The organism is Paenibacillus sp. GCM10012306 (assembly GCF_042649265.1).
Classification (GTDB): Bacteria; Bacillota; Bacilli; order Paenibacillales; family Paenibacillaceae; genus Paenibacillus_AQ.
In genome coordinates this window covers 665,377-692,303 of sequence record NZ_JBHRYW010000003.1, presented here as the reverse complement: position 1 = coordinate 692,303, position 26,927 = coordinate 665,377, and the positions used below count along the sequence as shown (strand labels likewise).

The 26,927-nt window shown below is 43.9% G+C and carries 27 protein-coding genes and 1 pseudogene; 22 read left to right on the top strand and 6 right to left on the bottom strand.

Translation table 11 applies throughout. The features are described from left to right. Nucleotides 1-146 precede the first annotated feature (146 nt). On the top strand, nt 147-1,607 hold the full coding sequence (locus ACFORK_RS10575) for a DHA2 family efflux MFS transporter permease subunit (RefSeq protein ID WP_379198415.1): 1,461 nt from the start codon (nt 147-149) through the stop codon (nt 1,605-1,607). A gap of 99 nt (nt 1,608-1,706) precedes the next feature. Here ACFORK_RS10575 and ACFORK_RS10570 read toward each other — a convergent pair whose 3' ends face one another. Continuing rightward, a complete protein-coding gene (locus ACFORK_RS10570) occupies nt 1,707-2,597 on the bottom strand; it encodes a LysR family transcriptional regulator (RefSeq protein WP_379198413.1) in 891 nt (296 codons plus the stop codon). 156 nt (nt 2,598-2,753) lie between these two features. On the opposite strand from ACFORK_RS10570, the gene ACFORK_RS10565 reads away from it, so the two are divergent. After that, complete coding sequence (locus tag ACFORK_RS10565; protein WP_379198411.1) at nt 2,754-3,506, top strand: SDR family NAD(P)-dependent oxidoreductase; 753 nt, start codon at nt 2,754-2,756, stop codon at nt 3,504-3,506. Between the two features lie 151 nt (nt 3,507-3,657). On the opposite strand, the gene ACFORK_RS10560 is transcribed toward ACFORK_RS10565, so the two are convergent. Next, the gene (locus ACFORK_RS10560) at nt 3,658-4,452 is read right to left on the bottom strand and encodes a copper amine oxidase N-terminal domain-containing protein (RefSeq protein ID WP_379198409.1); all 795 of its coding nucleotides are present in this window, start codon (nt 4,450-4,452) and stop codon (nt 3,658-3,660) included. Nucleotides 4,453-4,723: 271 nt separating this feature from the next. Between ACFORK_RS10560 and ACFORK_RS10555 the strand changes: the two genes are divergently transcribed. The 4 genes from ACFORK_RS10555 (at nt 4,724) to ACFORK_RS10540 (ending at nt 9,592) form a co-directional block, all read left to right on the top strand. Further along, nucleotides 4,724-5,533 (top strand): hypothetical protein, encoded by an 810-nt coding sequence (locus ACFORK_RS10555; RefSeq protein ID WP_379198407.1) that lies wholly within the window; start codon nt 4,724-4,726, stop codon nt 5,531-5,533. 155 nt (nt 5,534-5,688) lie between these two features. Beyond that, nucleotides 5,689-7,164: a spore germination protein gene (locus ACFORK_RS10550; RefSeq protein ID WP_379198405.1), complete on the top strand. Its 1,476-nt coding sequence runs from the start codon at nt 5,689-5,691 to the stop codon at nt 7,162-7,164. Nucleotides 7,165-7,251: 87 nt separating this feature from the next. Beyond that, the gene (locus ACFORK_RS10545; protein WP_379198610.1) at nt 7,252-8,466 is read left to right on the top strand and encodes a Ger(x)C family spore germination protein; all 1,215 of its coding nucleotides are present in this window, start codon (nt 7,252-7,254) and stop codon (nt 8,464-8,466) included. Nucleotides 8,467-8,503: 37 nt separating this feature from the next. Next, nucleotides 8,504-9,592 carry a GerAB/ArcD/ProY family transporter gene (locus ACFORK_RS10540; protein WP_379198403.1) on the top strand — a complete coding sequence of 363 codons (1,089 nt, stop codon included), beginning with the start codon at nt 8,504-8,506 and terminating at the stop codon, nt 9,590-9,592. Nucleotides 9,593-9,966: 374 nt separating this feature from the next. Here the strand turns inward: ACFORK_RS10540 and ACFORK_RS10535 are convergent, their stop codons facing one another. Continuing rightward, a complete protein-coding gene (locus ACFORK_RS10535) occupies nt 9,967-10,836 on the bottom strand; it encodes a LysR family transcriptional regulator (RefSeq protein WP_379198401.1) in 870 nt (289 codons plus the stop codon). 150 nt (nt 10,837-10,986) lie between these two features. On the opposite strand from ACFORK_RS10535, the gene ACFORK_RS10530 reads away from it, so the two are divergent. The 14 genes from ACFORK_RS10530 (at nt 10,987) to ACFORK_RS10465 (ending at nt 23,880) form a co-directional block, all read left to right on the top strand. Beyond that, a complete protein-coding gene (locus tag ACFORK_RS10530; protein ID WP_379198399.1) occupies nt 10,987-11,730 on the top strand; it encodes an SDR family NAD(P)-dependent oxidoreductase in 744 nt (247 codons plus the stop codon). A 65-nt stretch (nt 11,731-11,795) separates the two neighbouring features. Beyond that, nucleotides 11,796-12,128: an NIPSNAP family protein gene (locus ACFORK_RS10525; protein ID WP_379198397.1), complete on the top strand. Its 333-nt coding sequence runs from the start codon at nt 11,796-11,798 to the stop codon at nt 12,126-12,128. A 251-nt stretch (nt 12,129-12,379) separates the two neighbouring features. Beyond that, nucleotides 12,380-13,405, top strand: coding sequence for an NADH:flavin oxidoreductase/NADH oxidase (locus tag ACFORK_RS10520; protein WP_379198395.1), 1,026 nt, complete (start codon nt 12,380-12,382; stop codon nt 13,403-13,405). A 149-nt stretch (nt 13,406-13,554) separates the two neighbouring features. After that, nucleotides 13,555-13,989 (top strand): MarR family winged helix-turn-helix transcriptional regulator, encoded by a 435-nt coding sequence (locus ACFORK_RS10515; RefSeq protein WP_379198393.1) that lies wholly within the window; start codon nt 13,555-13,557, stop codon nt 13,987-13,989. A 313-nt stretch (nt 13,990-14,302) separates the two neighbouring features. Then, complete coding sequence (locus ACFORK_RS10510; protein ID WP_379198391.1) at nt 14,303-14,767, top strand: MerR family transcriptional regulator; 465 nt, start codon at nt 14,303-14,305, stop codon at nt 14,765-14,767. A 7-nt stretch (nt 14,768-14,774) separates the two neighbouring features. After that, on the top strand, nt 14,775-15,722 hold the full coding sequence (locus tag ACFORK_RS10505) for an SDR family NAD(P)-dependent oxidoreductase (protein ID WP_379198389.1): 948 nt from the start codon (nt 14,775-14,777) through the stop codon (nt 15,720-15,722). A gap of 320 nt (nt 15,723-16,042) precedes the next feature. After that, nucleotides 16,043-16,693 (top strand): ABC transporter permease, encoded by a 651-nt coding sequence (locus tag ACFORK_RS10500; protein ID WP_379198387.1) that lies wholly within the window; start codon nt 16,043-16,045, stop codon nt 16,691-16,693. 24 nt (nt 16,694-16,717) lie between these two features. Continuing rightward, complete coding sequence (locus ACFORK_RS10495) at nt 16,718-17,653, top strand: ABC transporter substrate-binding protein (protein ID WP_379198385.1); 936 nt, start codon at nt 16,718-16,720, stop codon at nt 17,651-17,653. 21 nt (nt 17,654-17,674) lie between these two features. Further along, nucleotides 17,675-19,003 carry an LLM class flavin-dependent oxidoreductase gene (locus ACFORK_RS10490; protein WP_379198383.1) on the top strand — a complete coding sequence of 443 codons (1,329 nt, stop codon included), beginning with the start codon at nt 17,675-17,677 and terminating at the stop codon, nt 19,001-19,003. 63 nt (nt 19,004-19,066) lie between these two features. Further along, on the top strand, nt 19,067-20,419 hold the full coding sequence (locus tag ACFORK_RS10485) for an LLM class flavin-dependent oxidoreductase (RefSeq protein ID WP_379198381.1): 1,353 nt from the start codon (nt 19,067-19,069) through the stop codon (nt 20,417-20,419). Nucleotides 20,420-20,883: 464 nt separating this feature from the next. After that, on the top strand, nt 20,884-21,228 hold the full coding sequence (locus tag ACFORK_RS10480) for an ArsR/SmtB family transcription factor (protein ID WP_379198379.1): 345 nt from the start codon (nt 20,884-20,886) through the stop codon (nt 21,226-21,228). A 28-nt stretch (nt 21,229-21,256) separates the two neighbouring features. Then, nucleotides 21,257-21,769 carry an SRPBCC domain-containing protein gene (locus ACFORK_RS10475; protein ID WP_379198377.1) on the top strand — a complete coding sequence of 171 codons (513 nt, stop codon included), beginning with the start codon at nt 21,257-21,259 and terminating at the stop codon, nt 21,767-21,769. 85 nt (nt 21,770-21,854) lie between these two features. Continuing rightward, nucleotides 21,855-22,232 carry a VOC family protein gene (locus ACFORK_RS10470; protein ID WP_379198376.1) on the top strand — a complete coding sequence of 126 codons (378 nt, stop codon included), beginning with the start codon at nt 21,855-21,857 and terminating at the stop codon, nt 22,230-22,232. Between the two features lie 286 nt (nt 22,233-22,518). Further along, a complete protein-coding gene (locus ACFORK_RS10465) occupies nt 22,519-23,880 on the top strand; it encodes a VTT domain-containing protein (RefSeq protein WP_379198374.1) in 1,362 nt (453 codons plus the stop codon). Between the two features lie 653 nt (nt 23,881-24,533). On the opposite strand, the gene ACFORK_RS10460 is transcribed toward ACFORK_RS10465, so the two are convergent. Next, entirely contained in the window at nt 24,534-24,746 is a 213-nt protein-coding gene (locus ACFORK_RS10460; RefSeq protein WP_379198372.1) for a hypothetical protein, read from the bottom strand. Between the two features lie 43 nt (nt 24,747-24,789). On the opposite strand from ACFORK_RS10460, the gene ACFORK_RS10455 reads away from it, so the two are divergent. Together ACFORK_RS10455 and ACFORK_RS10450 are read left to right on the top strand one after the other, a co-directional pair. Further along, entirely contained in the window at nt 24,790-24,945 is a 156-nt protein-coding gene (locus ACFORK_RS10455) for a hypothetical protein (protein ID WP_379198370.1), read from the top strand. Further along, nucleotides 24,930-25,010: pseudogene (locus ACFORK_RS10450) on the top strand (hypothetical protein); the annotation flags it as partial. The gene ACFORK_RS10455 and the pseudogene ACFORK_RS10450, both read left to right, overlap by 16 nt. Before the next feature lie 128 nt (nt 25,011-25,138). Here the strand turns inward: ACFORK_RS10450 and ACFORK_RS10445 are convergent. Both ACFORK_RS10445 and ACFORK_RS10440 read right to left on the bottom strand, forming a co-directional pair. Beyond that, nucleotides 25,139-25,576, bottom strand: a complete 438-nt coding sequence (locus tag ACFORK_RS10445) for a WGxxGxxG family protein (RefSeq protein WP_379198368.1) — start codon at nt 25,574-25,576, stop codon at nt 25,139-25,141. A 96-nt stretch (nt 25,577-25,672) separates the two neighbouring features. Continuing rightward, entirely contained in the window at nt 25,673-26,821 is a 1,149-nt protein-coding gene (locus ACFORK_RS10440; protein WP_379198366.1) for an MFS transporter, read from the bottom strand. Between the last annotated feature and the right edge of the window lie 106 nt (nt 26,822-26,927).

The window sequence follows — 26,927 nt, the reverse complement described above, 5'->3', positions numbered from 1 at the left end:
ACATTTTTACGGAAATCAGGTGAGCAGTTTCTTTCGATTATACAATTTAAATTGTTAATCAACAAAATATACATTCTTTTTCAAGTTAATAACACTCCTTATAATTTGTATGTAATCCAACAAATACAATGTAAAGGGGCAAAAAGATGATCACAGGAAGCAACATATCATCCAAAGTAGATTTAAGTACGATTAAACGTGGACCGATCATTACGGCTCTGATCATCGGTGCTTTTGTAGCGATTTTGAATGAGACGCTAATCGGCATCGCTTTTCCGGATTTAATGAAGCAGTTCAATGTAGAAACCTCGACCATTCAGTGGCTGTCTACGGTCTATATGTTGGTGATCGGTATATTGGTGCCCGTAACGGCATTGCTGCAGCAATGGTTTAGCACGCGCCAGATGTTCTTATCTGCCATGATGCTTTTTCTGGTCGGCACTATAATCTGCGGATTCTCCGGTTCCTTTGAACTTCTCCTCATTGGGCGAATTGTGCAGGCTGCGGGTACAGGGCTCTTAATTCCGGTGATGATGAATACGATCCTGATTATTTATCCGTCGGATAATCGGGGAGCGGCTATGGGGATGATAGGACTGGTACTCATGTTTGGTCCAGCCATCGGTCCTACTTTATCCGGACTCATTATTGATTCTTTGTCTTGGCATTGGTTATTTTTCCTGGTTATTCCGCTAGTTGTGGTATCGCTTGTTTTTGGCTTCATGTATTTAAAGAATGTATCGGATATTACCAAACCGAAAGTAGATTTTCTGTCTATTCTGCTGTCCACCATAGGCTTTGGCGGGATTGTGTACGGCTTCAGCAAGGCGGGAGAGGTCTCATGGTCGGAGCATGAGGTGATCTGGACCATTGCTGCAGGCGGAGTATCCATTTTACTATTCGTCTGGCGCCAATTGGTTGTTAAGGAGCCGATGATGGACATGCGGGTGTTCAAATATCCGATGTTCGCGCTTACGACGGTGCTCATGCTTGTGATGACGATGACCTTATTCTCGACAACGATCATATTGCCGCTTTATATGCAAAAGGTTTTGTTAATGACAGCATTCGCCGCGGGGCTGACACTCATGCCAGGCGGTATCGTCAACGGAATTATGTCGCCTGTCTCGGGTAAACTCTTTGATAAGTTTGGTCCGAAGGTACTCATCATACCCGGTCTCATCATCACGGCGATTTCACTCTTTCTTATTACAGGAATGGATCTAGAAACATCCAAAGGAACATTAATCGCGCTGCATGTCATTCTGATGATCGGTATTTCGATGATTATGATGCCGGCGCAGACGACGGGTTTGAATCAGCTGCCAAGAAATCTGTATCCGCACGGAACAGCGATTATGAACACACTACAGCAGGTGTCAGGCGCCATCGGAACAGCGCTGTTCATTAGTATTTTCTCGAATGGAACCAAGCGGTATTTGGAATCTTCGGCTAATCCAACTGGACTTGAGGAGGCAATGAAGGGGTTGGTATCAGGCATGCAAGGTGCCTTTCAGATTGCTTTTTACCTCTGCCTTGTTGCACTCGTGCTAGGTCTTTTTGTTAAACGGACGAAGGCGCCGGAGGAGATTCAATCCAATGGATAAGAAGCAGCGGTTACGATAATGATTGTAGCATAAGAAAGAATCCCAGCCATTCGTAGAATCGGCGGGATTCTTTTTTGTTTGCTTTTCTATGATCAGCATTCAAGGGATAAAGCTTCTTACGACTTCTGCGAATTGTTCTACCTGTGCCGTCTCGTTGTTGTGAAGCCAACAAATCGCGAGCTGAATGTTAAACATCGATTGTGCCATTGGAACGTAGGTAATATCATTTTCGAACAGCCTGCTCATACAGCCCAGCACCAGAGCAGTACCCACACCAGCGGCTACTAACCCGATCACGGCCTGATCGCTTGCAGCTTCCTGTACTATATTTGGACTGAAGCCGGTCTGACGGCAAATGAGGACGAAAATATCGAACAACACCGGTGAATCGTTCCGGTTCAGCATGACGAAGGGCTCTTTTTCCAGATCCGCTAGGGAAAGCTCTTTTTTTGTGGCTAAGGGATGATGCTTGGGCAGGGCAAAGACGATAGACTCTGTTGAAAATGGAAGCCAATTCATACTCAGCTCGCTATGCTTATCGTTGAGATACACTGAGAAACCGACATCAATTTCTCCTTGTAGCAGCTTCTCCTCCAATAGGTGGGAGGGTAGCTCCTGCATAACAATTTCAACCTCTGGATAACGTTCCCGGTACAGTCGAACGACGCTTGGTAAAATGCTGTAGAGCATAATGCCAAAGTAACCAATCGTAAGCCGGCCTCTGCGGCCGTGCTCTGCCCGTATGGCTTCGTCAATCCCCCGCTGCAAATGCTTGAAGACGAGATGAACCTGCTCAAGCAGGGCTTCCCCAGACTGTGTCAGCTCGACCTTACGCGTAGTGCGTTTAAAGAGTTGAACGCCAAGCTCACTTTCCAATTGCGCGATCTGATGGCTGACAGACTGCTGAGAAGCATGTAACCGTTCGGCCGCACGCCCAAAATGTAATTGATTGGCTACCTCGACAAAGTATTTAAGCTGCTGAAGCTCCATAATATGCTCTCCTTATATGCTGGTTCTGTAGGCTTATTATGAAATTATACCGTTACACTTGTTAATCGACAAATTATCTGCTCTTTTTATAGTCAATGGTTATCACTATACTTTGTCTATGCATCAAGCAACAACAAAAAAATCTGAGGTGATAATATGAGAAAACTAGAGAATAAGGTAGCGATCATTACGGGTGGGGCGTCAGGCGTAGGGAATGGAATTGCCAAAGCTTTTGTAAAAGAAGGGGCAAAGGTTGTAATCGTGGACTACAACGAGGGGGTAGGCAATCTAGCAATTGAGGATCTGAGGCAGATTGGGCCGGAGTCTATTTTCATTCATGCCGATCTGGCTGATTTCAGTACGCATTCGAAAATTGTCAGTCGGACGATCGATGCATTTGGACAACTGGATATCCTCGTTAACAATGCCCAAGCATCTCGTGTGAAACCTTTCATGGAGCTCACTCCGGCTGACCTGGAGTTGCCGTTCAAAACCGGATTCTTTCCCACGTTCTTTCTCATGCAGCAAGCCTTTCCTTATCTAAAGGAAACTCAGGGTCACATCATTAACTTTGCTTCTGGAGCGGGAATTAATGGAGACCTGAACCAGGCTGCTTATGCAGCATCCAAAGAAGCAGTACGGGGATTGTCCCGTGTTGTAGCTAATGAATTTGGACCGTATGGCATCAAAGTCAATGTAATCTGTCCATTCGCTAATTCTCCAGGTGTTCAGCAGTGGGCGCAGCATATGCCGGAGCATTTTGAAGAAACGTTATCCAAGATCCCGATGCGAAGAGTAGGGGATGTAGAGACTGATATTGGACGCGCCGTTGTTTTCTTTGCCAGCAATGATTCCAATTATATTACGGGTCAAACGTTGATGGTGGATGGCGGGGGCTGTCGATTGTAAACTGGATAATAATACTCGGAAGTTGGCTCTTTTAGTGAAGTGTGCTTCGATACCGACTCAGTGATTGAGGGAGTCAATTTCTCGCTCTCAACTGAAAATAGAAATGCCCTACAAGAAGACACTTGTTTAGTTCTTCTTGTAGGGCATTTAATCAATAGTTATAGACACCAACAAGAACATATTGAAGTGAGTCGGATAGAATTGCATCTCCTGTTTCTAGCGTTAGTGTCCCTCCAGGCTGAATCAACGATGGGTTAACAACTTCCACTTGATGAAAATGAGAATCCTCTTTTATATAAAAGAGGAAGTATAGCTTGTTGCTCAAAACAGCCGAGGTCCCCTCATTTACGGCAGTTAATCGAACATTAGTTAAATGTGTACCATAGGGATTCGTATTTGTGATAGCTGAGGATTTTATTGGCCTGAGATCTTCGTTCATTTTATCAGATAGAAAATGCAATTCATCACTAACAACTTCAGATGGCAAATAAGCGGGATCAACATTTAGCTTCATTATGCTGTTAATTTGATCCCATTCAGTATTAATGTGAAAAGCGGTTGTAATTATACATAAAGGAACAAACATACTCCCTTTGTATAAAGTGGGTGTTGTATCCATTTCTGAACGAACACCATTAATTTCAACACGTTTTTCGCTTACGGCCATTTTTATAGTGTAGAATTTTTCAGTAGCGTTCAGAAGATTTTTTCTCGAAATCACTGCTGTTTTGCTCTCTGGGTTGTAAGTTACATCTGCTGATAATAAATTTGAAAGACTACGCAAAGGAACCATTATTCGATTGTTTTTATCCATATAAGGCGCTATTGGAGAAGTAAAGACCACATAAAATTGATTAAGTCTTATAAGTATATTTGAGTTTAGGGTGTTATTAGAAACTGATCCAGCCGATACAGGAACAGTAGGAATAGCAATAAGCAAGACCATCAGAGAAAAAATAAATCGAATTCTCTTCATTAATTTAGTACACCAACCTTTCACTACGAAATGGATTACAGTATTTGCCTATATTTTACATGATAATGGCTATCGAATCATTATGATGTATTCAAATATTAACAGCTATCCCGGCTATGTAATTATACTTCAGGGATAGCTGTTTCTTTATGACAAACTTCCTTTTATATCCATATTAATCCTATAAAATAGTACCCATAACTTGGACAAAATAGGCTTTACCAAATGAAGGAGGGGTACTATGAACGGCAAAGTGCTAAGAAATAGATTCTATGATGATCTCCAGGATGCCAACCAATTCGCAGAGCTAGAAACTGTATTGTTAAGCGAATCCAATTTGCCAGGACCGCGTGCAAATCTGGGAACTGCTGCTGTCTTTGCGGCTGCTTTTGAATCTAGTGAGGTCACGAGCGAGGCTTGGAATCTTATCTTGAAGTGGGTCAACACAACCGCTGCTAATGCGCCTACCAATAATCCCGGTGAGTTTTTACCTTTTTGTGGGCTGCAGGCGATGGGGGCTTACTTCGATTATGCAGAGCTTCCAAGAAAGCAGATCATCCTCGAAAAGTGCCAAGCGGCTATGAATGATGACAGATGGCGAATGCGCGAAGCTGCAGCGATGGCGCTCCAACGGATAGGGGAACGAGAATTTAATGTCATTCAATCCTTGTTTGATTCAATCGCTCCCCGAGCCAATCCACTGGAGAAACGCGCGTTTGTCGCGACATTGGCCCACCCACCTCTACTTAAAGACCCCTCCCACGTACAGTACGCCTTACAATTATCGGAACAAATATTGGATGAGATTACTGTCGTCGAAGTGAACTACGCAGCAGAGGATTACCGGGTATTATCCAAAGGGTTGGAGTATGCGGTCAGCCTGTTTGTAGAAAGGGCCCCTGATGCTGGTTTCGCGCTATTGGCCAAATTTGCTGTGTCAACGGATAAACGAATCCAAAAAATCGTAAAATCCAATCTGGGCAAAACAAGGCTTGCTACAAAATTCAGCCATGAAGTGAAGCAAATCCAACAGTTGCTGGAGAATGTGTAACGCTGAGCGAAGCCAATATTCTGATTCCCCTCTTACTCCCGGCTCCCCAAATGTTGTGTTCCTAACCATCGCTAGACAACTAGTTGTTTGTATATTAAAAAAGTAGGTTGGTTATATTAACAAAAATTAGCTGTTCAAAAAAGGAATGAATTGTAATGGCACCCAACCTGCAACATGACACGGCTACCCCCAGCTACAGCCTAGGCAGTAACTTGAATGAGAACCTCGAGCAATTTCAAGCTGTTTTTAATAAATGTGCGGATATTCAATATCGTCCTTTTGAGATCAATGTTGGGCAAAAAGGTTCACTTATTTACTTAAACGGAATGGTTGATACCAAAAACATCGATTTGGATATCATGAGACAGTTCATGGAGTCCAGTATTACCGGGGATATCGTTAGGTTAACGGATGATATTAAGCATACGATTCAGTCTAAGCTGAGCTTCATTTCTCAAGTATGCTGGGCGAAGGATTTTCAAGAAGTCGTTGGACATATTTTATCTGGGGATCTGGCTTTACTATTGGACGGGTGGACTCAGGTTCTGATTATGAATGCGAAAGGCTGGGAGAAAAGGGCGATTGAAGAACCCGCTACCGAAGCGGTAATCCGGGGTCCGAGAGAAGGCTTTCAAGAAGATCTGAGTACCAATATCAGTCTCATTCGCAGAAGGCTAAAGACGGCACAGCTCAAAATGGAGATGGTTGTGCTCGGCAAATTATCCAATACAAATATAGCAATTACTTATCTGGAAGGCGTGGCGAAGGATGACTTAATTGCCGAAGTGAAAAAAAGAATCGGTAGTATTCGCATTAATGCGATTCTGGAAAGCGGATATGTAGAAGAACTGATCGAGGATCATTCGTTATCGCCCTTCCCGCAAGTGGTGATTACAGAACGGCCGGATAAGGTGGTCGGCAATCTGCTCGAAGGCAAGGTCGGGATCATGATTGACAATACGCCGTTTGTAATCATTGTTCCCGGTACTTTTTTTCAACTGTTACAATCTCCCGAGGATTACTATCAGAGATACCTCGTTGCTTCGTTTATCCGATTATTGCGTCTATTGGCCGTTGTCTCATCACTGTTATTGCCTTCGCTGTACATTGCTTTGACGACATATCATCACGAGATGATCCCGACTATGCTGCTAATCAGTATAGCATCTTCCCGAGAAACTGTACCATTTCCTGCCTTTGTTGAAGCCTTGCTGATGGAAGCTTCATTTGAAGCCTTGCGGGAAGCGGGGGTGCGGCTTCCGAGGCCGGTTGGGCAAGCTGTAAGTATCGTAGGAGCATTAGTAATTGGTCAAGCTGCTGTAGCGGCCGGTATTGTGTCTTCACCACTAGTTATTATTGTGTCGATGACCGGTATTGCTTCATTTATCTTTCCAAGCTTTCAATTAGGGCTTTCCTTCCGCTTGCTTCGTTTCCCCATGATGGTTGCCGCAGCAACGCTGGGACTCTATGGTATCTTAATGCTGTTTATCATGCTCCTGCTTCATATGCTGAGTCTCCAGTCTTTCGGTCATCCGTACATGGCGCCATTGGCGCCTTTACGCTTCAACGGCATTAAAGATGTCGTTATTCGTGCCAACAGGCTCCGTAGGTTTAAACACTCGTCTCGTTAAAATAAAGCAGGTGTTAAACGCCGGTTCTAAACCCATTTTCGTCAAAGACAACAAAAATATTATGTCACAAAAGGGTTTGAGGTCTTGATGAGAAAACTGATGCTTCTGTTAGTTAGTCTTATAATACTTGTATCACTGACGGGCTGTTGGAGCAGAGTGGAATTAAATGACGTGGCGATCGTCACGGGAACTGCAATAGATCTTGCTGAGGATGATAGGCTGGAGTTAAGTTTGCAGATTTTGAAGGTTAAGATGACCAAGGGGATCAGTGAAAAAGGAGGCTCTGGCGAAAGTGCAACGCTCATCGTCTCCGGGACGGGAGAATCTATTCTGGATGCGTATCAGACCCTTCAGAAGAAGATGTCACGTATTATTATTTTCTCTCATAATCGGGTGGTTATCGTAGGCGATAAATTCGCCCGCGCGGGGATCACACCTGTGCTCGAATTCTTCTCCAGGCACCGGGAAGCGCGGGGGACGAACTATTTATTGACGACTAAAGGAGAGGCGAAAGATGTATTAATGGCTCGCCCTAATTTTGAAATCTTTGCAGCCGAGGAGATCCGGGAAGAAGAGAAAGCCTTGTTTATGGATAGCGCCACGATTCGGGGTTTTATTTTTTGCCTGCTTGAAAAAGGGATCGAGCCCATGAGCACACAAATTCAAATAGTACCCTTAAGCAATTCCAAAAGCAGTCAATCTCAAAGCGATCAGTCAGGATTTGGTGTGGTTGGCGTAGGCATTTTTAACAATGATAAGCTGATCGGATGGATGAAACGGCGAGAGGCAGAGACCTTATTATGGCTTCAAAGTAAAGCAAAAAATGCTGCTGTACTAACCGCCACGCTACCTGATGAAAAGACTTCAACAGAGAAGATATCCGGTAAAATCAGTGCTCAGCTCTACAAGATCAAAACAAAGATAAAGCCCATCATTCAAGGTGAGAAGATAAGCTTTAATATCAACCTTCAGATGTCTGGTGAGTTATTTGAAAATACAACCAAACTTAGCTTCACTGAGACGGAAAGTTTAAAAAAAGCTCAACAGGCGCTGGAGCGAGAGGCTGAGAACAGGGTAATGTCTACTTTAGATCAGTTAAAAAAGAAATACAAATCGGATGTTATTGGCTTTGGAACTTACTTGCATAGAGCTAACAAAAAAGCATGGAATGAGAATTATTCCAAACGTTGGCAAGAGGTATTCCCAAATGTAGAATTTCATACGAACGTGCAGTTTGAAATTGTCGGTACCGGACGTGTGAATGACTCCATGTTATGGGATGAAGAGAAAAAAGAGAAATAGTCCGGAACAAATTTAACAAAGGAATAGGGACGACGCTATGAATACCATCTCACGGCACCAATTGTTGGCCATTTCGATTATTTATCAAATTGGGACGACCATCATATTTGGTTTCGCTGCAGGCGCAGGACAAGATTCCTGGCTAGCTGTTCTGATCTCCACGATTTTAGGGGCAGGCGTCGTCCTTATGTATGTTTATATCACAAAATTAAACCCGGGGCTGACCTATATTGAATGCTATCCGAAGCAATTTGGCACCTTACTGGGCACACCTTTGGCTTGGCTGCATCCGCTTTTATTCTTGTATATTGCGGGAAGAATCCTCGCGGATATCAACAATTTGGTGCCCTCGACCATTTTGCCGCGTACGCCATCCTGGGCGATTTTAGTCGTCTTTATGCTGGTCCTCACGTATAGTCTGTTTTTAGGGCTGCGTGTAATGGGGAGACTTGCCGAGCTGATGCTGCCGATTCTAGGCATTATCTATGCAGTGGAAGTTATCTTGATTTTTAGCTCTGGAGTAGTGCACACCAATAATCTGTTGCCATTGCTTGATCAAGGGTGGGGCAGAGTATGGAAAGTGGTATGGCCGCTGGGGATCATTCAATCCTACGGGGAGTCTCTCGCGCTGGCAACAATCTGGACTTCCGTTCAGCCCAAGGGGAAAGTCGGAAGGACAATGCTAATCTCGACATTCCTGGCTGGTAGCTTCATTGCTTTCACAGATGCTTTGGCCGTTTCCGTATTCGGAGAAGAGATTTTCAAGCGTGCAACATACCCGATGTATGCCTTAATCCAAGTAATATCTGTAGCGGATTTCATTACGCAGCTTGATGCGACAGGCGTCTTGTATTTTTGCTTTATGGCATTCCTGAAGACCTATATTTACTTGTTTGCAGCGGTCCGGTGCATTCAACAACTCACGTATGCTTCAAACTATCGTGTTTTCATAATACCTGTCGTCATCATTGTGTTCCTGGTAGGTATCACGATGGCTCCAAATGCACTTGAACATATTGCCGTTGTCGAGAAAGTCGTTCCGCATAATCCGATCTATTTATCATTAATGTTCGTGTTGCCCATGATACTAATGCTAATCTCATGGTTTCGGCGTAGCAAGACATAACCTGACCTGAGAAGGAGAGGCGCTGAAATGGCTGATTGCATACCATTCTGGAGATCGGATGTTATGCTGCAATCTATTCTACAAACCGAACATATGTTCTTTATCGGTGAATATCGCATTTTTTGGCTTAAAAACTGACTCTATTTGGATGCCCAGGTCGATGCTTTATAGGTGTTACGACTTATTTACGACATTTATGGACGCTTTTAACCAATACGATCGAAAAATGCTGTTTTTACGTATACAGAACATATGTTCTGTATTGCTAAAAATCGCATTTTATTTGTGCTTCCCAGGCAAAGCAATGTATAGGTTCTGCTTGACCCTCATTGCTTTACGGGCCTAGTCATTACTTGAATAGCTATTCCAATAATTTAGCTGAAGTGGGACCGCATCTCCGACAAAAAGGCTGATAATGCAGGTGTCATTAAAGTGTCCTTTCGCATAATGAACACGGTTTGCGCCAAAGCATGTTTGTCAGAGATGGTATGACAGCGGACACGGCCTTGCTGCTCCGACACGGCTACTATGGAACGCGGCATAAGCGAAATCCCCAGGCCGGCGCTGACACAACCAATGATCGTTTCAAGCGATGCGAATTCCATCATCTTCTCAGGCGAGATCCCTTCTTCCTGGAGCATCTGACTTAATTTGGACCGATAGGTGCAGCCGCTTGGAAAGACAAGAACCGTGCTAAGCTGTATGTCACGGATTGCCTGAACGGGCGGATGGGAGAGTGGGGTGACAAGAACCATCTCTTCATCAATGACAGTTTCTTGAACCAATTCTGGATGCTCCACAGGACCAGATACGAATGCTCCGTTCAACTCATAGTGAAGAACCCCATGAAGATGCTGCTCGGTTGGACCTGTGATTAAAGAAAAGTCGACCGCCGGATATTCGGCGTGATATTTAGTAAGCAGCGCAGGTAGCCGAACGGCAGCAGTGACTTCCAGGGACCCGATGTGAAGCTGTCCCGAAGGGACGGCAGTGTCTCCAACGGCCAACCTAGCTTCTTGAATGACATGCAATATTTTCTCCGCATACGTTATCAGGGTCTGTCCGGAAGGGGTAAGCGTAATTCCTCGATTGTGACGGTAAAATAACTGTGTCTGCAAATCGGCTTCCAACTGTTGAATCTTATGCGTCACATTGGATTGGGCAAAGTTTAATTTATTCGCAGCTTTGGATATGCTTCCTTCCTGAGCTGTGGTGAAAAACACTTTGAGCAACTGAATATCCATATAGTCCTCCTGTAAAGTTAGCTTGGGTATCTTGATTATAGATACTTGGCATCGTGATTCTGTATTATACATGATAGCAGATATCATTGTATTATGAGTGGGCAGATAAATTCAATTACCTATTAAAAGGTAGACAAAGGAGATAACAACATGAGTTTTCAAGATAAAGTGGCAGTAGTTACAGGCGGAAGCAGCGGTATCGGTAAGGCAGTAGCGATTGAGTTGGTACAACAAGGTGCAAATGTAGTGATCAACGGGCGCCGTGAGCAAGTCTTGGCTGCAGCCGCTAAGGAAATCGATCCAACAGGTAAGCATATCGCTTATGTTATCGGCGACATTTCAGATCCACAAATCGCAGAACGTTTAATTGCTGAAGGATTATCCCGTTTTGGACGTATCGATACCTTGGTGAACAATGCCGGCATTTTTATATCGAAATCATTCACAGACTACACTAAGGAGGACCTTGAATCCAAGCTGGCGGTCAATCTCACAGGATTCTTCCACGTGACCCAGCATGCGGTGAATGAGATGTTGAAGACGGGTTCTGGTCACATCGTTAACATCACGGCGAGTGGGGTTGTTGAGCAGCCGATTAAAGGTGTGCCATCCGTTCTTGCGGCCCTGACCAAAGGGGGCTTGGCTGCGGCAACGAAATCACTTGCCATTGAGTATGCCGATAAAGGCATTCGCGTAAACGCAGTAGCGCCAGGGATTATCAAAACACCGATGCACCCTGTAGAGACACATGATTTCTTGGCTAAGTTGCATCCTATTGGTGTAATGGGCGAGGCTCAAGATATTGTGAATGCTATTCTATATCTGGAATCTGCACAATTCGTAACCGGTGAGATCCTTCACGTCGATGGCGGCCAAAGTGCTGGCCGGTGGTAAGCTATAGAACATCTTGCAGATGGAGATCATACTTGGATTCATAAAATGAACGGAGGATGGTGTTTATGCTATATGAACTGCGGATTTACCATGTAATTCCTGGTCGCATGCAATCCATACTGGATCGATTCCGGGATGGTACGATATCAATTTTTGCCAAGCATCATATGAAGGTCACTGAGTTTTGGGTCGAAGCGGATGAATCCACGAATCGGTTGTACTACGTACTTGAGCATCGTGATTTGGCTTCACGTGAACAGAACTTTAAGGCTTTCCAGGAAGATCAGGAATGGCTCGATCTTAAAGAGAGAACGGAACAAAACGGACCCTTACACGAGAAAATCGACGTTGTATATCTGAATAGAGCAGATTTTTTTCCAGATGGAGTAAGGACCTAAGAGATAGTGATAACTAAAAATCCGCTATAGCTCCAAAAATAAATGGTGAGATGTGTTATCAGATAATTGGAGAAAAATAAGAATTTACATCGCCTGGAGGCGATGTTTTTTCTTTTCTTAGAGCTGTAGTTGACAATGAATTTTTTATTTAATATATTATATGCATCTGCATGCATTTAATTTTGGTGTGTTGATAACTATTACAAGCAAGTTGATCATTGATCAATATGCATATAAAGAGGAGAGAGAACATGAACTATTTATTCAGCCCGTTTGAATTCAAATCCTTGCAATTGAAGAACCGTGTCGTTATGCCTCCAATGTGTCAATATTCCGTAGTCAATAAAGATGGTATTGCTAATGAATGGCACTACAATCACTATGTAAGCCGAGCGGTTGGGGGAGCTGGATTGATCATTATAGAGATGACAGATGTAGATCCGGATGGTCGTATTTCTGATTACGATCTCGGGATCTGGAATGATGAGCAAATTCCTGCCTTGTCCAGAATTGTCGATGCCATTCATGCGCAAGGCGCAAAGGTGAGTATTCAGATTGCTCATGCGGGACGTAAGGCAGAGGATGCTGCCGTTCCGGTTGCGCCTTCAGCTATTCCTTTTAGCGCTAAATCCAAGACTCCACGGGCATTAACTACTGAAGAAGTGAAAGGAATGGTGGAGAAGTTCCGCCTTGGCGTTAAACGTGCGGTGCAGGCCGGAGTGGATGTCATTGAGCTGCATGGTGCACATGGTTATCTCATTCATCAATTCCATTCTCCGTTAACGAATCGCAGAACAGATGAATACGGTCAGGATTTAACATTGTTTGGTAAAGAAGTGATTGCTGCCGTAAAAGGCGAGATGCCTGAGGGTATGCCATTAATTATGCGAATCTCTGCCAAGGAATACACGGATGGCGGGTATGATTTGCCGGAGAGTGTGGAATTTAGCAAAGCGTACAAAGAAGCAGGGGTGGATATTTTCCATGTCAGCTCCGGGGGCGAAGGTCCTGTATCTCCTGCTAATGCCCCAGGAACACAAGCCGCATATCAGATTTCACTAGCCAGAGAGATCAAGCAAACCTTGCAAGTTCCGGTTATTGCCGTTGGTAGATTAGATGAGCCGGCAGTTGCGAACGCAGTTATTGCTAATGAAGATACTGACCTTGTAGCCATTGGACGAGGAATGCTGAGAAATCCATATTGGGCATTAACTGCTGCAGATTCACTCAAACAGGAAACTAACATTCCTAAGCAATATGCTAGGGGTTTTAATTAAGCGAATCTGCATCTCTAACAATTTATTACGCTATTTTATTGCTACACTTGCTGTGTATTGGGCGAGGTATGCTGCGTAGTGCATCATTAAGTCTTATGATATTATAGGAGAGATGGTGTACAGCATTACCTTTAGAAAGGAAGTATAAGATGTCTACTACGTCTAATCCTAATCTTATCGCTAACTGGCTAGCCTTCACACAAATGCAAATGAATGTTGCGAATAAATTAGAGGCCAAGCTTTTGGAAAAACACAATTATTCTTTAAATGATTTTTATATGCTGATGTTTTTATCGCAAGCGCCCGAGAAAAAACTTCGATTACAGCAACTGGAATCAATGATCGGACTGAGTCAAAGTGCTGTATCAAGACTTGTGAGTCGTTTCGAGGCACGAAGTTGTGGTGCTTTGGAAAGAATCATTTGTGATGAAGATCGCCGTAGCAGCTATACAGCTTTGACAGATATCGGACAGTCTAAAATAGACAGCGCGATGGCCACGTTCAATGAAGTATTGTCTGAAGCTTTCTCTACTGAGGAAGTTAGAAAACTTTTTGAACAAATCATGTTGAGTAAAAAGCCGTGAACAGCTTAACACATAATGCAGTGGATTCAAGCCCACTTGAGTTGGACAAAACAAAACACTTTCAGAGGATGCTCCCATGTCAGCGGACGTGGCGAACAACTTTGAAGGTGTTTTTTCTTATGCACGGTAAAGCATACTAAACGAGAGCCTTTTAGGAAAACATTGAAATACAGCCGCTACACCTGGTTGCTTGACTTGGAGTGTACTCCAAGTTGTACATTTAAACGGCTAAGCAATTAGAAACTCAGGGATTTACGATCTGCAGTACGGCGAACCCTGGATATATATCTACAAGGAGGCTTCTTTAACGAAAATGTCCCACTTAACTGGTAACACTGAATGGGCTAGTCTCACCCAGAAAATTCCGGAGCTTGTTACCTCTATCAAGCAAGCCGCACAATTGACAGGGCTGACGGAAGATACAATTCGTTATTATGAGAAAATAGGCTTGCTGCCCTATGCGGATCGTAAGAAAAACGGGCATCGGGTGTATAGTCGTGAACAAATTCATAGTATTCTTTTTCTAACCCGCTTGAAAGCGACGGGGATGACGCTAGCAGAAATGAAACGTTTTCAGGAAATGACGAGTTCCGGTGATGAAACTATACCTGGAAGACTGTCCCTACTGGAGGAGCATAACCGAAATATTCAATGCGAAATTGCTAGATTGTCTGAAATTCAAAAAATCATTGCCTTTAAGATTGAACACTTTCGGGAGCTTTTCGAAAACCCAAGCGATAAGAATTGTACAGAAACTTCAATGGAAGAGGAGAGGTGAAAGATAAATGCAAACAGCTGCAAAAACGGTCATCATTACAGGAGGCAATACAGGTCTCGGGTTTGAAACGGCAAAAGTCATAGCCAGTGCCTCAACCGAGTGGCATGTCATCATCGCATCACGCAGTCAGCAAAAAGGAAACGAAGCGGCGCAAGCCTTGATTCACGATACTCGGAATCCCCATATCTCTGCGATGGTACTGGATTTGTCCTCGTTCTCGTCGATTAAGCAATTTGCAGACCAATTCACGAAGGCGGATCATCCTCCGCTGCATGCAATCGTCTGCAATGCCGGCGCGGCTTTTGTACAGGGCACTCAAGTAACAGCGGATGGCCTTGAAGCAACCTTTGGAGTTAATCATATGGGTCATTTTCTGCTCGTGCGGCTGCTGTATCATCAACTGATGGAGCCAGGACGAATCGTTGTTGTTAGTAGTGATACGCACCAGTCAAGGGGGAATTCTGCGATGTCTGTTCGCTACGCAAGCCCCGGAACTATGGCCGATCCTGTGGCTTCGGATCAGTACCTGCACGATCTGAACGACTTTTCCAAGGGAATGGTACGTTATGCGACCTCCAAGCTTACTAACCTGTACTTTACGTATGAGCTGTCACGCCGAGTTCAGCAGTCCAAGCCATCCATCTCCGTTGTCGCCTTTAATCCTGGCGCGATGCCTGGTAAAGGTTCGGCATTGGCCAGAGACTACAAGCCCTTTATGCAGTTTATCTGGAATCATGTCATGCCGCTGTTTCGCTTCGTCAGCTCGGCTATTCGTACAACTAAGCAGTCCGGCAATGACCTTGCGCAACTGGTATTAAAAAATTCTTTGCAGAGCGGAACGTACTGGGACGGCCCGAAGGAAATTGCCTCCTCCGAAGAATCCTATGATCTCAGTCGTGCGCTTGAGCTATGGGATTGGAGCAGTGAAAGGGTGGAGCTGAACAAGGAGCTCTAACATAAATATACGTATACGTGTTTCATTTATAAGAAAAACATATAAATCCGATAAGATTATATAATATTAGTTGTTGACAATTTACTAGTGTGAATATAATATTAAATTGTGATTATCAATTATTACAATATAATAATTCAAGAGGTCGACCATACCATTCGGAGGTCTCATTTTCCTGTAAGCTAACGCGACGGGAAGATGAGTCCTTTTTTTATATGGAGAAAGGATTTGAAGATGATAAGAGTTATGGATGTGGAGTTTAAACAAGGGAGCAAAATCTATGCCTGCAAGGGATTTGCCCAAGAACGGGAGGTTGTCGTTTGAACCATTTTTGGAACACGCTACAGGAGGATTGGCCAATCGTCATTGAAAAGACTTTACAGCACATTGAATTGTCTCTTCTTTCTTTGGCATTGGCTTGTCTGATTTCAATTCCTTTTGGAATCTATCTTTCGCGCCATAAGCGATTGGCCAATTCTATTATTACAGTTGTTTCTGCCGTACAGACGATTCCCGTTCTGGCACTATTCGGCTTTATGGTTCCAGTGTTCGGCATTGGCTTTAAACCAGCGCTGATCGTGTTAACCTTCTATGGAATTTTGCCGGTACTCCAGAATACATATGTGGGTATCACTTCGGTCAGTCCTGCACTGACTGAAGCAGGTCGCGGGATGGGGATGTCAAACTGGCAGCTGCTATGGATGGTTCAAGTACCGATTGCACGCAGCTATATTTTGGCCGGTGTAAGGCTAATGGCCATTCAGATGATTAGTATGGCTACAATCGGGACCTTCATTGCTGCTGGCGGACTAGGAGATATTATTACGACAGGGATTAATGATATGAACACTGCACGAATTCTGGAAGGTGCAATCCCTGTATCTTTGCTGGTTATTCTGATCAATATTGGCTTGCTACAACTCAATCGATTCTTAACGCCTAAAGGGCTTCGTAAGAATAAATCCAACTAAACAACTAAGAATGGGGAGAAATTTATGCAATCATCTAAGAGATCATCAGTTCATAATTTGAAACAGCGAACGTTTAAACAGGTAAGCATTCTACTGTTAGCTATCATTGTTCTTGTTATTGCCGGTTGCAGTAACGCTAAGCCCTCTAAAATCGTTATCGCGACTAAGGGGAATACCGAGTCAAATGTTATGCAACAGTTGCTGAAATTTATTGTGACGGAAAATACCTCGCTTAATGTTGAAACGGTGAAGCTCGATAACAATATTCTTTGGGAAGCGATTAAGAAGGGCGATGTCGATGCCTATGTGGAGTATACGGGCACAGCTCTAATGAATATTTTGAAACAGCCGCCAGAGCGTGACCCAGAGAAGGTCTATAACACGGTTAAGACCATGTTGAACGAGCAGGAGCATTTGACAATGCTGGATCCGCTCGGATTTGACAGTACGTACGCTTTTGCTATACGGAAGGAAGTTGCGGATAAATACGGGATTACTAACCTCACGCAATTGGCAGAGCATTCCAACGAACTAATATTTGCAGCAGATCCGATGATCGAGAAATCCAACCGTCCAGACGGCTATAGACTCGTTAAGGAAGCGTACGGCTTTAACTTTAAGAAGCTTCTCGGGATCTCCAGTCCACCGCTACAGCTGGAAGCTCTTAAAAATAAAGAAGCAGATGTAATGATCACCCTGGCTACGAAAGGTATTTTTGAGGTGAACAATCTCGTTCCGCTGGCGGACGATAAACATATCTTTATTCCTTACTATGCTGCACCGCTCGTACGCAATGAGACGCTAGAAGCACATCCTGAGCTTAAAGAAGTACTTAATAAGCTGAGCAACAAAGTTTCACTTGAAGCCATTCGCGAGATGAACAGACAGGTCGACGCTGAGCAGAAAGAGCCGGAAGATGTGGCCAAAGCATGGTTGAAGCAGGAAGGCTTTTTGAAATAATCGATTGGGAGGAACTCGTAAATGGGTAATCATAACCGTCAAATGTCACTTGGAGCCATGATGTTTTATCCATCCGGTGAGAATATTGCTAGCTGGCGTCACCCAGAGGTGGATGCCTCACAAATGCTGGATTTCGATTTCTATAAGAATATCGTTCAGACAGCAGAGCGCGCTAAATTCGATTTGTTTTTCTATGCGGACAATCTTTATGTTTGGGATCGTTTTGATTCAAGTATCCGCGGGGCCAATAGCATTCGTCCAGAACCGATCACGTTAATGGCGTCTCTGGCTTCGGTAACGAAAAATATTGGACTAGCAGCTACGATTTCTACATCGTATAACGACCCATACCATATTGCGCGTAAACTGGCCACACTGGATCATTTCAGTAAGGGTCGGGCGGCATGGAACGTGATCACTTCTTCAGCCAATGAAGAGGCTCGTAATTTCAATAAAGAGAGTCACCTAGAGCACAGCACACGTTATAAGCGGGCTCGGGAGTTCGTCGATGTCACACTTGGCTTATGGGACAGCTGGGAAGAAGACAGCATCGTAGCAGATAAAAAGCGGGGGGAATTTGCCGATCCCGACAAGGTACATTATCTGAACCATGAAGGTGAGTTTTTCCGGGTCCGCGGTCCGCTTAACGTTACTCGCCCGCCTCAGGGGTATCCGGTTCTGGTTCAGGCTGGGGCTTCCGATTCCGGAAGAGAGCTAGCAGCAAGTAGCGCTGAATTGGCTTTTACCCCCTGGGTACCATTAGAAGAGGCCAAGGCCTACTCTGAAGATTTGAGGGGACGCCTGTCTAAATACGGCAGAGAGCAGCACGAATTGAAAATCATGCCTTCATTTATGCCTATTATCGGAAGAACAGAAGCTGAGGTCCAAGCAAAGCGTGAGCTTATCGATGGACTGATCCCCGATTCTTTACTTGCTGATCTGCTATCGCATTATTTAGGACAGGATATTACTCATTTGTCGCTGGACGAGCCGCTTCCTTTTATCCCGAGCCTGGATCAGCACAACCAAAGCAAAAGTCGGATGGAGCGTGTTATTCGTTTACTGGAGAAAGAGCGCCTGACGCCACGTCAGCTTTTCAAAAAAATCTACAACAATGGAGTTGCCGGTACTCCGCAACAAATTGCCGATATTATGGAAACTTATTTTAAAGAAGGGGCAGCGGATGGGTTTATTATGCCATTCCCTAATCTGCCGGGAGGCCTTGACGATTTTATAGAGCTAGTAGTGCCTGAACTCCAGCGCAGAGGACTATTCCGTACGGAATATCCTGGTGGTACGTTGCGGGACACCCTGGGATTGACCAGGCCTGTCAGTCGTTATGCACGATAAGGTGTAAATCTAGTTTGAAATTAATCATATAAGAATCAAACACATGACAGGGAGGCTAACAATGTGAGCACACAGCAACGGCAAATGACGCTTGGGGCAATGATGTTCTACCCGGCGGGAGGGCAAATCTCCAGTTGGAGGCATCCGGGCTCGATTCCCGAAGGACTGCTTGATTTTAACTATTATAAGAATATCGTTCAGACTGCAGAACGCGGGAAATTCGATATGTTCTTCTATGCAGATGATCTGTATGTATGGGATCGCTTTGAATCGGGCATCAGCCATTCCAGCACCATTCGCCCTGAGCCCTTCACCTTGCTCTCGGCGCTGGCCGTTGCCACAAAGCATATCGGGCTGGCGGCGACAATATCCACCACCTACAATGAGCCATATCATATCGCCCGGAAGATGGCTACACTGGATCACATCAGCAATGGGCGGACCGCATGGAATGTTGTTACCTCGCAAACGGATGAGGAGGCGCGCAATTTTGGCCTTGAGAAGCATCCGGAACATCATAATCGATATGAACGAGCCGAGGAGTTCGTTGATGTGACGCAAGGACTGTGGGACAGTTGGGAAGATGATGCGCTGCTCTTTGATAAAGAGAGCGGATATTTCGCAGATAAGGACAAGCTGCATAATATCCAGCACAAGGGCAAACACTTCCAGGTGCAGGGTCCGCTCAATGTAGCAAGACCCCCGCAAGGTTATCCCGTGTTAGTTCAGGCGGGAGCTTCGGAGGCTGGCAAGGAGATGGCAGCAGCTAGAGCGGAGGTCGTCTTCGCACTTGTCAGCTCTTATTCTGCCGAGGGACTACTGGCTAGTCAGCAGTTTTATGAGGATCTTAAGGGGAGAATGGCCAAGTACGGAAGAAGCCGGCATGATCTAAAAATATTGCCTGGCATTATGCCGATTATCGGCCGGACAGAGGAAGAGGCGAATGAGCAGAAGGCGCTCATTGAGAGCTTGACGCCGCCGCAGTTAGGTCTGGATATCCTTTCCCATCATCTTGGCCAGGATGTTTCCTCTTACCCCCTTGATGAGCCGCTACCAATTCGACCGGATCTTGATCAATATAATCAGAGTAAAACCGTTCTCAAGGGCATTCTTGATCTGATGGACAAGGGACTGACGCTTCGCCAGCTATATGAGCGAGTGACTAACAAACGCTCAATTGCTGGAACGCCGGAGCAGATCGCCGATATTATGGAGGAATGGTTCCTGAAGGGAGCAGCGGATGGCTTTAACGTCTCGTTCTCTCACCTGCCGGGCGGCCTGGATGACTTCGTTAATCTGGTTGTTCCTGAGCTGCAACGCAGAGGAGTGTTCCGCACAGAGTATACCGGACGCACGCTGCGTGACCATCTGGGACTTAAACGTCCCGCCAATCGTTATACTACGCTCCGCGTGTAACTGAAAGTGCATTTAATGCCCGGATTTTTATTTTTCTACTATATAAGAGAGCTCTCTTTCCCTGCGTCTTCGGACGGGTGAAGGAGGGCTTTTTTTTATCTTTGATGAGATATAGAAAAGGGCAGGAAAACTATGGCGATGCGCTTCTTAACTCATGAAACGGAATATGTTGATGTTTACTTTTACTACTGAAATTTCAGATGTAAAATTCGGATTAATATAGAAAAAGCGAGCAAATAATAAGGGGGTAGGGGCGTTCATGTTGATTACAAATCCTTCCCGGAATGCTACTTTCTAAATTACGATTTAAATACAAAGTCAACTAATAATTACCATGAAGTTTACATTCAATATTCCTTGACAGGAATATTCAGTATAAGGTATATTATGAGCGTCAGGTTGAAAGTTACCCTAAATCAAGGAGATGATTAGACAAGAAACCATTGTATACAGAGGTGAGTAACATGTCCGGCATACGTCCGGGAATGGACATAACGACGCTGAGTGCTTTAGCTGAACCTAATCGCATGAATATTGTTCAATTGTTGAGTAACGGTCCTCTAGCCGTGGGTGAAATCGCCGACCGACTGGGGCTTCGTCAGCCACAAGCATCGAAGCATTTGAAAGTGCTTAGCGATAGCGGGATTGTGGAAGTGCGAATTGATGCGAACCGCCGGATTTACACACTCCGGCCTGAGCCCTTCCAAGCAATGGATTCTTGGGTCCAGTCCTTCCGTCATATTATGGAAGAACGGTTAGATAACTTGGATAATTACTTACGTGAACTGCAAAATAAGGACAAACCGTAACATCATTAGATTGGGAGGGATAATAACAATGTCAAACAAAATGGTGTCAAGCGTAGAGAACGATCGCGTCCTGGTGCTAGAGCGTGTATTCGACGCTCCACGCGAACTTGTTTTCCAGATGTTTAAAGAAGCAGAGCATATCAAACATTGGTGGGGACCAAGAGGCTGGGAGATCCCGGTATGCACCATCGATTTCCGTCCGGGTGGCGTATGGCATTACTGTATGAAGTGCGTAGATCAGAATCTAGGTACATTTTACGGGATGGAATCGTGGGGGAAAGGCATTTATAGTGAGATTGTCGAGCCGGAGAAGATCATCTACACTGATTACTTTTCGGATGCTGAAGGTAATGTAAATGAATCCCTGCCATCGACCTTAATCACGTTGGAATTTATAGATCTGGGCGGCAAGACTAAACTGGTAAATCGTTCTGAATATGTGTCGGCAGAGGCGCTTAAAACCGTAATGGACATGGGCATGCTGCAAGGAATCACTGAAACTTGGGATCGACTGGAAGAACGGTTGGAGTCATTTAAGTAAAGGTCTGTCCCACAAGTCGACTATGATTGTTTGTTAAAATGCGAAGGTTTGAGATTAATTAATCCATCTAAGGGGTGCATATATTATGATTAACAAAATTGGCCAAGTTATGTTGTATGTGAATAATCAAGACGAGTCCAGAGATTTCTGGACAGAAAAGCTGGGGTTTGAAGTGATTGCGGATGTAACCAATGGCCCGATGAGATTTATCGAGCTTGCTCCTGAAGGTGCAGCAACTAGCATTGTTCTTCATAATAAAGAGTTCGTTGCCAATATGAATCCTGGAATGAACCTGGGAGCACCATCTTTAATGTACTTCACCGAAAATTTCGATCAATTATATCGTGATTTGAAGGACAAAAATGTCACCGTTGGAGATATTGTAGAACTTCCCAATGGAAGAGTGTTCAACTTCGCAGATAATGAACAGAATTATTTTGCTGTCATGGAAAAAGGACAATAATAAGAAAAGAAATGAATTATCAGAAGCTGATCCCAATGGTCAGTTGCTAATACAATTTCAATAAAAAAGCTCCTGAACTCGTTCTTGCGACAGTTCAGGAGCTTCTTCAGTTAGATAACGATACGCCACCAAACGGGATTCATGGGTTTTCAATTGCGCTGGATTGGGGAAAAGTATTAAAAGCTGGTGTGAGTAGGAATGATATTAATAAGGTACTTCGTTCGTCCTCTCGGGGATGACGGAACGGTAATTCCCAAGGTTGCTGGGTGTCGTCGTCATCAGCGCTATGATCACGTCCACGTTAAAATCCAACAGAACAAGGCGGGGTGATCGTCTGCAATCCGCCTATATTTCGGAAGGTGACTACATATTGACGAATTTGCTGGAACATTACGGATACGGGCTTATCTTTTTGTTCTTGTGCCTCGAAATGCTGGCATTGCCGCTTCCGGGGGAGATGTTGATGAGCTATATCGGCCTCTCTGTATATGAACATAAGCTGAACTGGTTCCTTAGCATCGTGGCTGCCGGGTTAGGGGTCTTGATCGGAGTAACTCTCTCTTATTGGATTGGTTACCGTTTGGGGAGGCCGTTCATCGCGCGATACGGAGAACGTGTCCATCTTTCGGAAGAACGCGTGGACAAAATGAGCTTCTGGTTTGAAAAATATGGGGATAAACTGCTTTTAGTAGCTTATTTCATCCCTGGAGTCCGGCATATTACCGGGTATTTTTGCGGCGTGACACGCATGCCATTTAAGCGTTACGCTCTTTTTGCCTATACCGGCGCGATCTTTTGGGTGAGCTTGTTCATCTCCTTGGGTAAAGTTCTTGGCCTCAAATGGGAGAAGTATCATTCAACGGTCAACCGCTATATGATCATCTTTGGTATCGCATCGGCACTCCTGACCATCGTAATCTATGTGTATCGCAAGTATAAAATTAAGGTAGTCGAAACACTCATGCAGTTACTCATACAGGGTGGGCGCCACTTTAACTCGTTCGGTAGGGTTCGGTTTCTATTGCTCGCATCGTTTGCCTTTTTCGTTTTATTTTTCTCGCTGATGCTCGTTTTGATCGAGGACTTTCTGGCCCAGGAATTCGGGCAGTTTGATGAGATCGTGTCTTATCTGGTTGCAGTCACATTCGGTACCGAATGGAGGGGATGGATGCATACCTTTACGAAGCTAGGCACATTTTATTTCTATGGTCCCGTGCTTGTTTTGGCAGCACTTTGGATCATGCGGCACAGTAAAGAGCGTAGATTAGACTTGAACTTTCTTGTATGGGTAGTTGCCGGAGGAGAGTTAATTGACGAGATTTTGCGCATGGTGTTCCATCGTTTAGGACCTGTAACGGCTGGCTTTCAGTTTTTGAACACCTTCCCAAGTAAAGAGACGTTGATTTCGCTGACAGTATGCGGTTTTTCGGCTTTCTTACTGCTGCGATATTATAGCTTTCGATATATCCGGGTGCCCATCATTTTGAGCGTAATCCTAATCTGCCTGGCAGTAGGGATCAGTCGGATTTATTTCAGGATGCAATATCCCAGCGACGTCTTTGCAGGATATGTATTCGGCGGTGTATGGGTCAGTCTCAATGTTATGCTTTTAGAGATTCTCCGGAAATTGAGAACGGTTAGGGGATAGACACATCATGAAAAGGAGATAGCGATTATGCTATTAGAGAAGAGATTCCCAATGAATAATAGCGCTTTCACAAAATCAGATTTTTTGATCTGAATCGAGAACTCTGATTTAGGATTAGCCAGCAGAATTGAATAAATATCGGTGGAACTCAGAGCTTGTGGTGTAAACTACATTTATTAAAGTCAAAAATTAAAGTAAATAATCGAAATATAAATAACAGTTACAAGTCATACAAATAACCATTTTTGCTGGAATCACTCAGAAATAACCGCGAGATTCAAAAAAGCAATTTCAACTAAGAATAAACCGTGTGAAAACTAACATGAATTAAATTTGGGATAAGACGAAAGTGTATAATTGTAAATATGAAACGGATATAAACAAGTTCGAAATCATTGAACATATACAACAAATAACAGCTCAAACAAGCGCTCCTGGTTGTTATTCTTATACTTATTCACAAAACCCGTATTTTGTACATATGTATGTAGGTAAGAATTAACCCTCCTCATGGTATCAATTACATTATATGCATTTTTACACTGTAAAATAATAAGTTTTGGGTTTTGGTTGTACTGGCCTTCAATCCCATTTGGATAAGCGGCCTTTTGATAAACTTTTTCTTTTAGTCGGTGTCTGATCATCAGAGGCGGTTATTTTAAACTGTTCCAATGAAGATCACGAATTGCTTTCCAGGATATCACCTTAATATTTTGGTTCTTAATCAGTTCTTTCACATCAGGACGATTTTCATAAAATTTGTTTGAGATACGGATTTCCGACGCATATGTACCATCCCTTTGAGATTTCTCTATCAGTTGGATTTCCTTAAGCTCGTTTTTAGCTCTATTTTTTGCGATTTTCATTTTCTTTGCTTCAAGGAGTAAACCTAACTGCTGACCATTATTTATGTTATTTCAATCGGAATTGTCTGCGGACGGTGTCCTGATTACGGTCATTACGCTGAGCGAGACAGACGCCCGCCTATTAAACGAACCGGACACCAACAAGCTGATGGAAGAAATCAATCAGCTTGTCCATAGCAACTCATCAAGGAGACCTTAAGCAAATTTCTTTATGAGAAAACAAAACGGCGTCTAATGATTCTTCCGATCATTATTGAAGTGTAAATGTTCACGTTTTCGCTTATGATATCCTCAAGTTACGCTCAACTCAAGCTGCCAATGCAAAACCCCATCAAGCATAAACTTGATAGGGTTTTGTTGAAAAAAGTTGTTCCCTTGTGGCATTAAAAAGCTTAGCTTCTTTCGGAGCTTCTTTTCCGTAAACCTGTAAGTCCAATTAAGCCCAAAAGACCCAACCAGCTCCAATTATTCCCCCGATTTTCATCTGAGACTGCTTGGGCTCTGTAATTCCCATTCTGAATATCTGTTGAATTCTCATTCCCCGTTGTATTAACATTCTTTGCATTCAAGTTGTCATAAGTTTGATTGACTGAGTAGTATGCTTGAATTCCAGTGTTTGTACTATCCTGGTATGCAAATGCTGGAATACATAAAAGCAAACTAAGACATACAACTGATGCAAGAGCAGCAACCTTCTTCATATTTTTTTCCCTCCAAAAATTATTGGGCAGGGTAGCACCCAAAAATATTCTCCCCTTTTCTAGACTTCCTATCCAAAGAATCTTCAGTCTGCCTTGCTGTTGTTCTACATATTCATCGTATTGATTCATAAGATTAAATAATGATATTCCGACTTGTAGGTTCAAAAGTTGTTTCGTTACTTAAACTGATAAGTTCGCCACAAAATTTGAACGATCCAAGCTGTACTACCGCACACGTCGGCGCATTGGATCCCCTTTCGTATGCTTGATGCTACTTCGCTTCTGATCGTTCTCTCCACCTGTCTTCCCCTTGCTTGGAGTAACAGCTAATAAGGATAATAGTCCCCCGACTGCTCCTACGGCAGCCATGGTACCGAATAAGACCCAATGCCCTTGACTCATTAAAAGTGAAACGACCGGTGGCCCCATTGCAACCCCTATAAATCTCATGCTGCTGTTTAAGGAAGTAATCGTACCGCGGTTCTCTTTATCAATTCCTTCCGTGATCAGTGCATCCATACAAGGCAATACAACACCATTCCCAATCCCACTTACACTTAAGAATCCTACCATGAAATAAATATTCTTACTAATGCCTGTAATCAGCATTGCACTCATGAGCAGAACCATTTCGATAAAACCGAGCCATTTCATCAACAGCTTGTTTTTCCCAATGATTCTGCCGCTTCCATAAGAGGCCAGACACAATAGCGCAAGAGGAATTGCCAGCACAAATCCCTTTGAAGCTCCATGCAGTTTATACTTCGACTCCAAGGTCTTGGATAAATAGAACAACACTCCAAAGGTCGCAAACATACAAATTCCTCCAATGGTAAAGATGGCGTACAACCATCGACCCTTCTCATGCAAGATTCCTTTGATGCCGTTCAAAAATTGCCCAATGCTTTTCGTTTCAGCCCTCTCCTCTATTTTTGGTTTTTTAACAAGAAATACAACCAGCGTAAAAGAAATTAGACACAAGACCGGAATCGCTATAAAGGGCGCATACCATAGCAATGTACCGAGATAAGCACCAAGGATTGGACTTAACACTTTACCGAAGGTGTTGGAAGTCTCAATGACTCCCAATCCTTTAGTGACCTGCCTTTCATCTTTGAATAGATCCCCTATGAAAGGAAGTACGATCGGAAATGAGCCAGCTGCTCCGATTCCTTGGAGAAAACGCCCTCTAAGTATTACCCAATAAGCATTAACTCCAGTTAAGAACCAGGCATCGGCAACACAAACGGCTCCGCCTATGGCAGCAAGCAGTAGACTTGGTAATATGACGATTTTCCGACCAAAACAGTCAGATAAATATCCAGCCACTGGAATCATCAAGATAGCGACAAGTCCATAAATGGTGATGATCATACTGATTATTGTGGTCTTTAAGGTTGTATTTATAGCATTGTTACTCCAAAGGCAATGCTGTCATTCTAAAGAGGAATTTAATAACTATATTATTTTTGGGCATGCT

Bases quoted from the DNA above. Each gene is read 5' to 3' on its own strand.
- ACFORK_RS10475 (WP_379198377.1), top strand. From the start codon at position 21,257: ATGTCAAACAAAATGGTGTCAAGCGTAGAGAACGATCGCGTCCTGGTG.
- ACFORK_RS10445 (WP_379198368.1), bottom strand. From the start codon at position 25,576: ATGAATCAATACGATGAATATGTAGAACAACAGCAAGGCAGACTGAAG.
- ACFORK_RS10570 (WP_379198413.1), bottom strand. From the start codon at position 2,597: ATGGAGCTTCAGCAGCTTAAATACTTTGTCGAGGTAGCCAATCAATTA.
- ACFORK_RS10515 (WP_379198393.1), top strand. From the start codon at position 13,555: ATGTCTACTACGTCTAATCCTAATCTTATCGCTAACTGGCTAGCCTTC.
- ACFORK_RS10530 (WP_379198399.1), top strand. From the start codon at position 10,987: ATGAGTTTTCAAGATAAAGTGGCAGTAGTTACAGGCGGAAGCAGCGGT.
- ACFORK_RS10550 (WP_379198405.1), top strand. From the start codon at position 5,689: ATGGCACCCAACCTGCAACATGACACGGCTACCCCCAGCTACAGCCTA.
- ACFORK_RS10440 (WP_379198366.1), bottom strand. From the start codon at position 26,821: ATGATCATCACCATTTATGGACTTGTCGCTATCTTGATGATTCCAGTG.
- ACFORK_RS10565 (WP_379198411.1), top strand. From the start codon at position 2,754: ATGAGAAAACTAGAGAATAAGGTAGCGATCATTACGGGTGGGGCGTCA.
- ACFORK_RS10455 (WP_379198370.1), top strand. From the start codon at position 24,790: ATGTTATTTCAATCGGAATTGTCTGCGGACGGTGTCCTGATTACGGTC.
- ACFORK_RS10520 (WP_379198395.1), top strand. From the start codon at position 12,380: ATGAACTATTTATTCAGCCCGTTTGAATTCAAATCCTTGCAATTGAAG.
- ACFORK_RS10555 (WP_379198407.1), top strand. From the start codon at position 4,724: ATGAACGGCAAAGTGCTAAGAAATAGATTCTATGATGATCTCCAGGAT.
- ACFORK_RS10505 (WP_379198389.1), top strand. From the start codon at position 14,775: ATGCAAACAGCTGCAAAAACGGTCATCATTACAGGAGGCAATACAGGT.
- ACFORK_RS10575 (WP_379198415.1), top strand. From the start codon at position 147: ATGATCACAGGAAGCAACATATCATCCAAAGTAGATTTAAGTACGATT.
- ACFORK_RS10525 (WP_379198397.1), top strand. From the start codon at position 11,796: ATGCTATATGAACTGCGGATTTACCATGTAATTCCTGGTCGCATGCAA.
- ACFORK_RS10540 (WP_379198403.1), top strand. From the start codon at position 8,504: ATGAATACCATCTCACGGCACCAATTGTTGGCCATTTCGATTATTTAT.
- ACFORK_RS10470 (WP_379198376.1), top strand. From the start codon at position 21,855: ATGATTAACAAAATTGGCCAAGTTATGTTGTATGTGAATAATCAAGAC.
- ACFORK_RS10535 (WP_379198401.1), bottom strand. From the start codon at position 10,836: ATGGATATTCAGTTGCTCAAAGTGTTTTTCACCACAGCTCAGGAAGGA.
- ACFORK_RS10545 (WP_379198610.1), top strand. From the start codon at position 7,252: ATGAGAAAACTGATGCTTCTGTTAGTTAGTCTTATAATACTTGTATCA.
- ACFORK_RS10510 (WP_379198391.1), top strand. From the start codon at position 14,303: ATGTCCCACTTAACTGGTAACACTGAATGGGCTAGTCTCACCCAGAAA.
- ACFORK_RS10460 (WP_379198372.1), bottom strand. From the start codon at position 24,746: ATGAAAATCGCAAAAAATAGAGCTAAAAACGAGCTTAAGGAAATCCAA.
- ACFORK_RS10480 (WP_379198379.1), top strand. From the start codon at position 20,884: ATGTCCGGCATACGTCCGGGAATGGACATAACGACGCTGAGTGCTTTA.
- ACFORK_RS10465 (WP_379198374.1), top strand. From the start codon at position 22,519: ATGATCACGTCCACGTTAAAATCCAACAGAACAAGGCGGGGTGATCGT.
- ACFORK_RS10495 (WP_379198385.1), top strand. From the start codon at position 16,718: ATGCAATCATCTAAGAGATCATCAGTTCATAATTTGAAACAGCGAACG.
- ACFORK_RS10560 (WP_379198409.1), bottom strand. From the start codon at position 4,452: ATGGTCTTGCTTATTGCTATTCCTACTGTTCCTGTATCGGCTGGATCA.
- ACFORK_RS10490 (WP_379198383.1), top strand. From the start codon at position 17,675: ATGGGTAATCATAACCGTCAAATGTCACTTGGAGCCATGATGTTTTAT.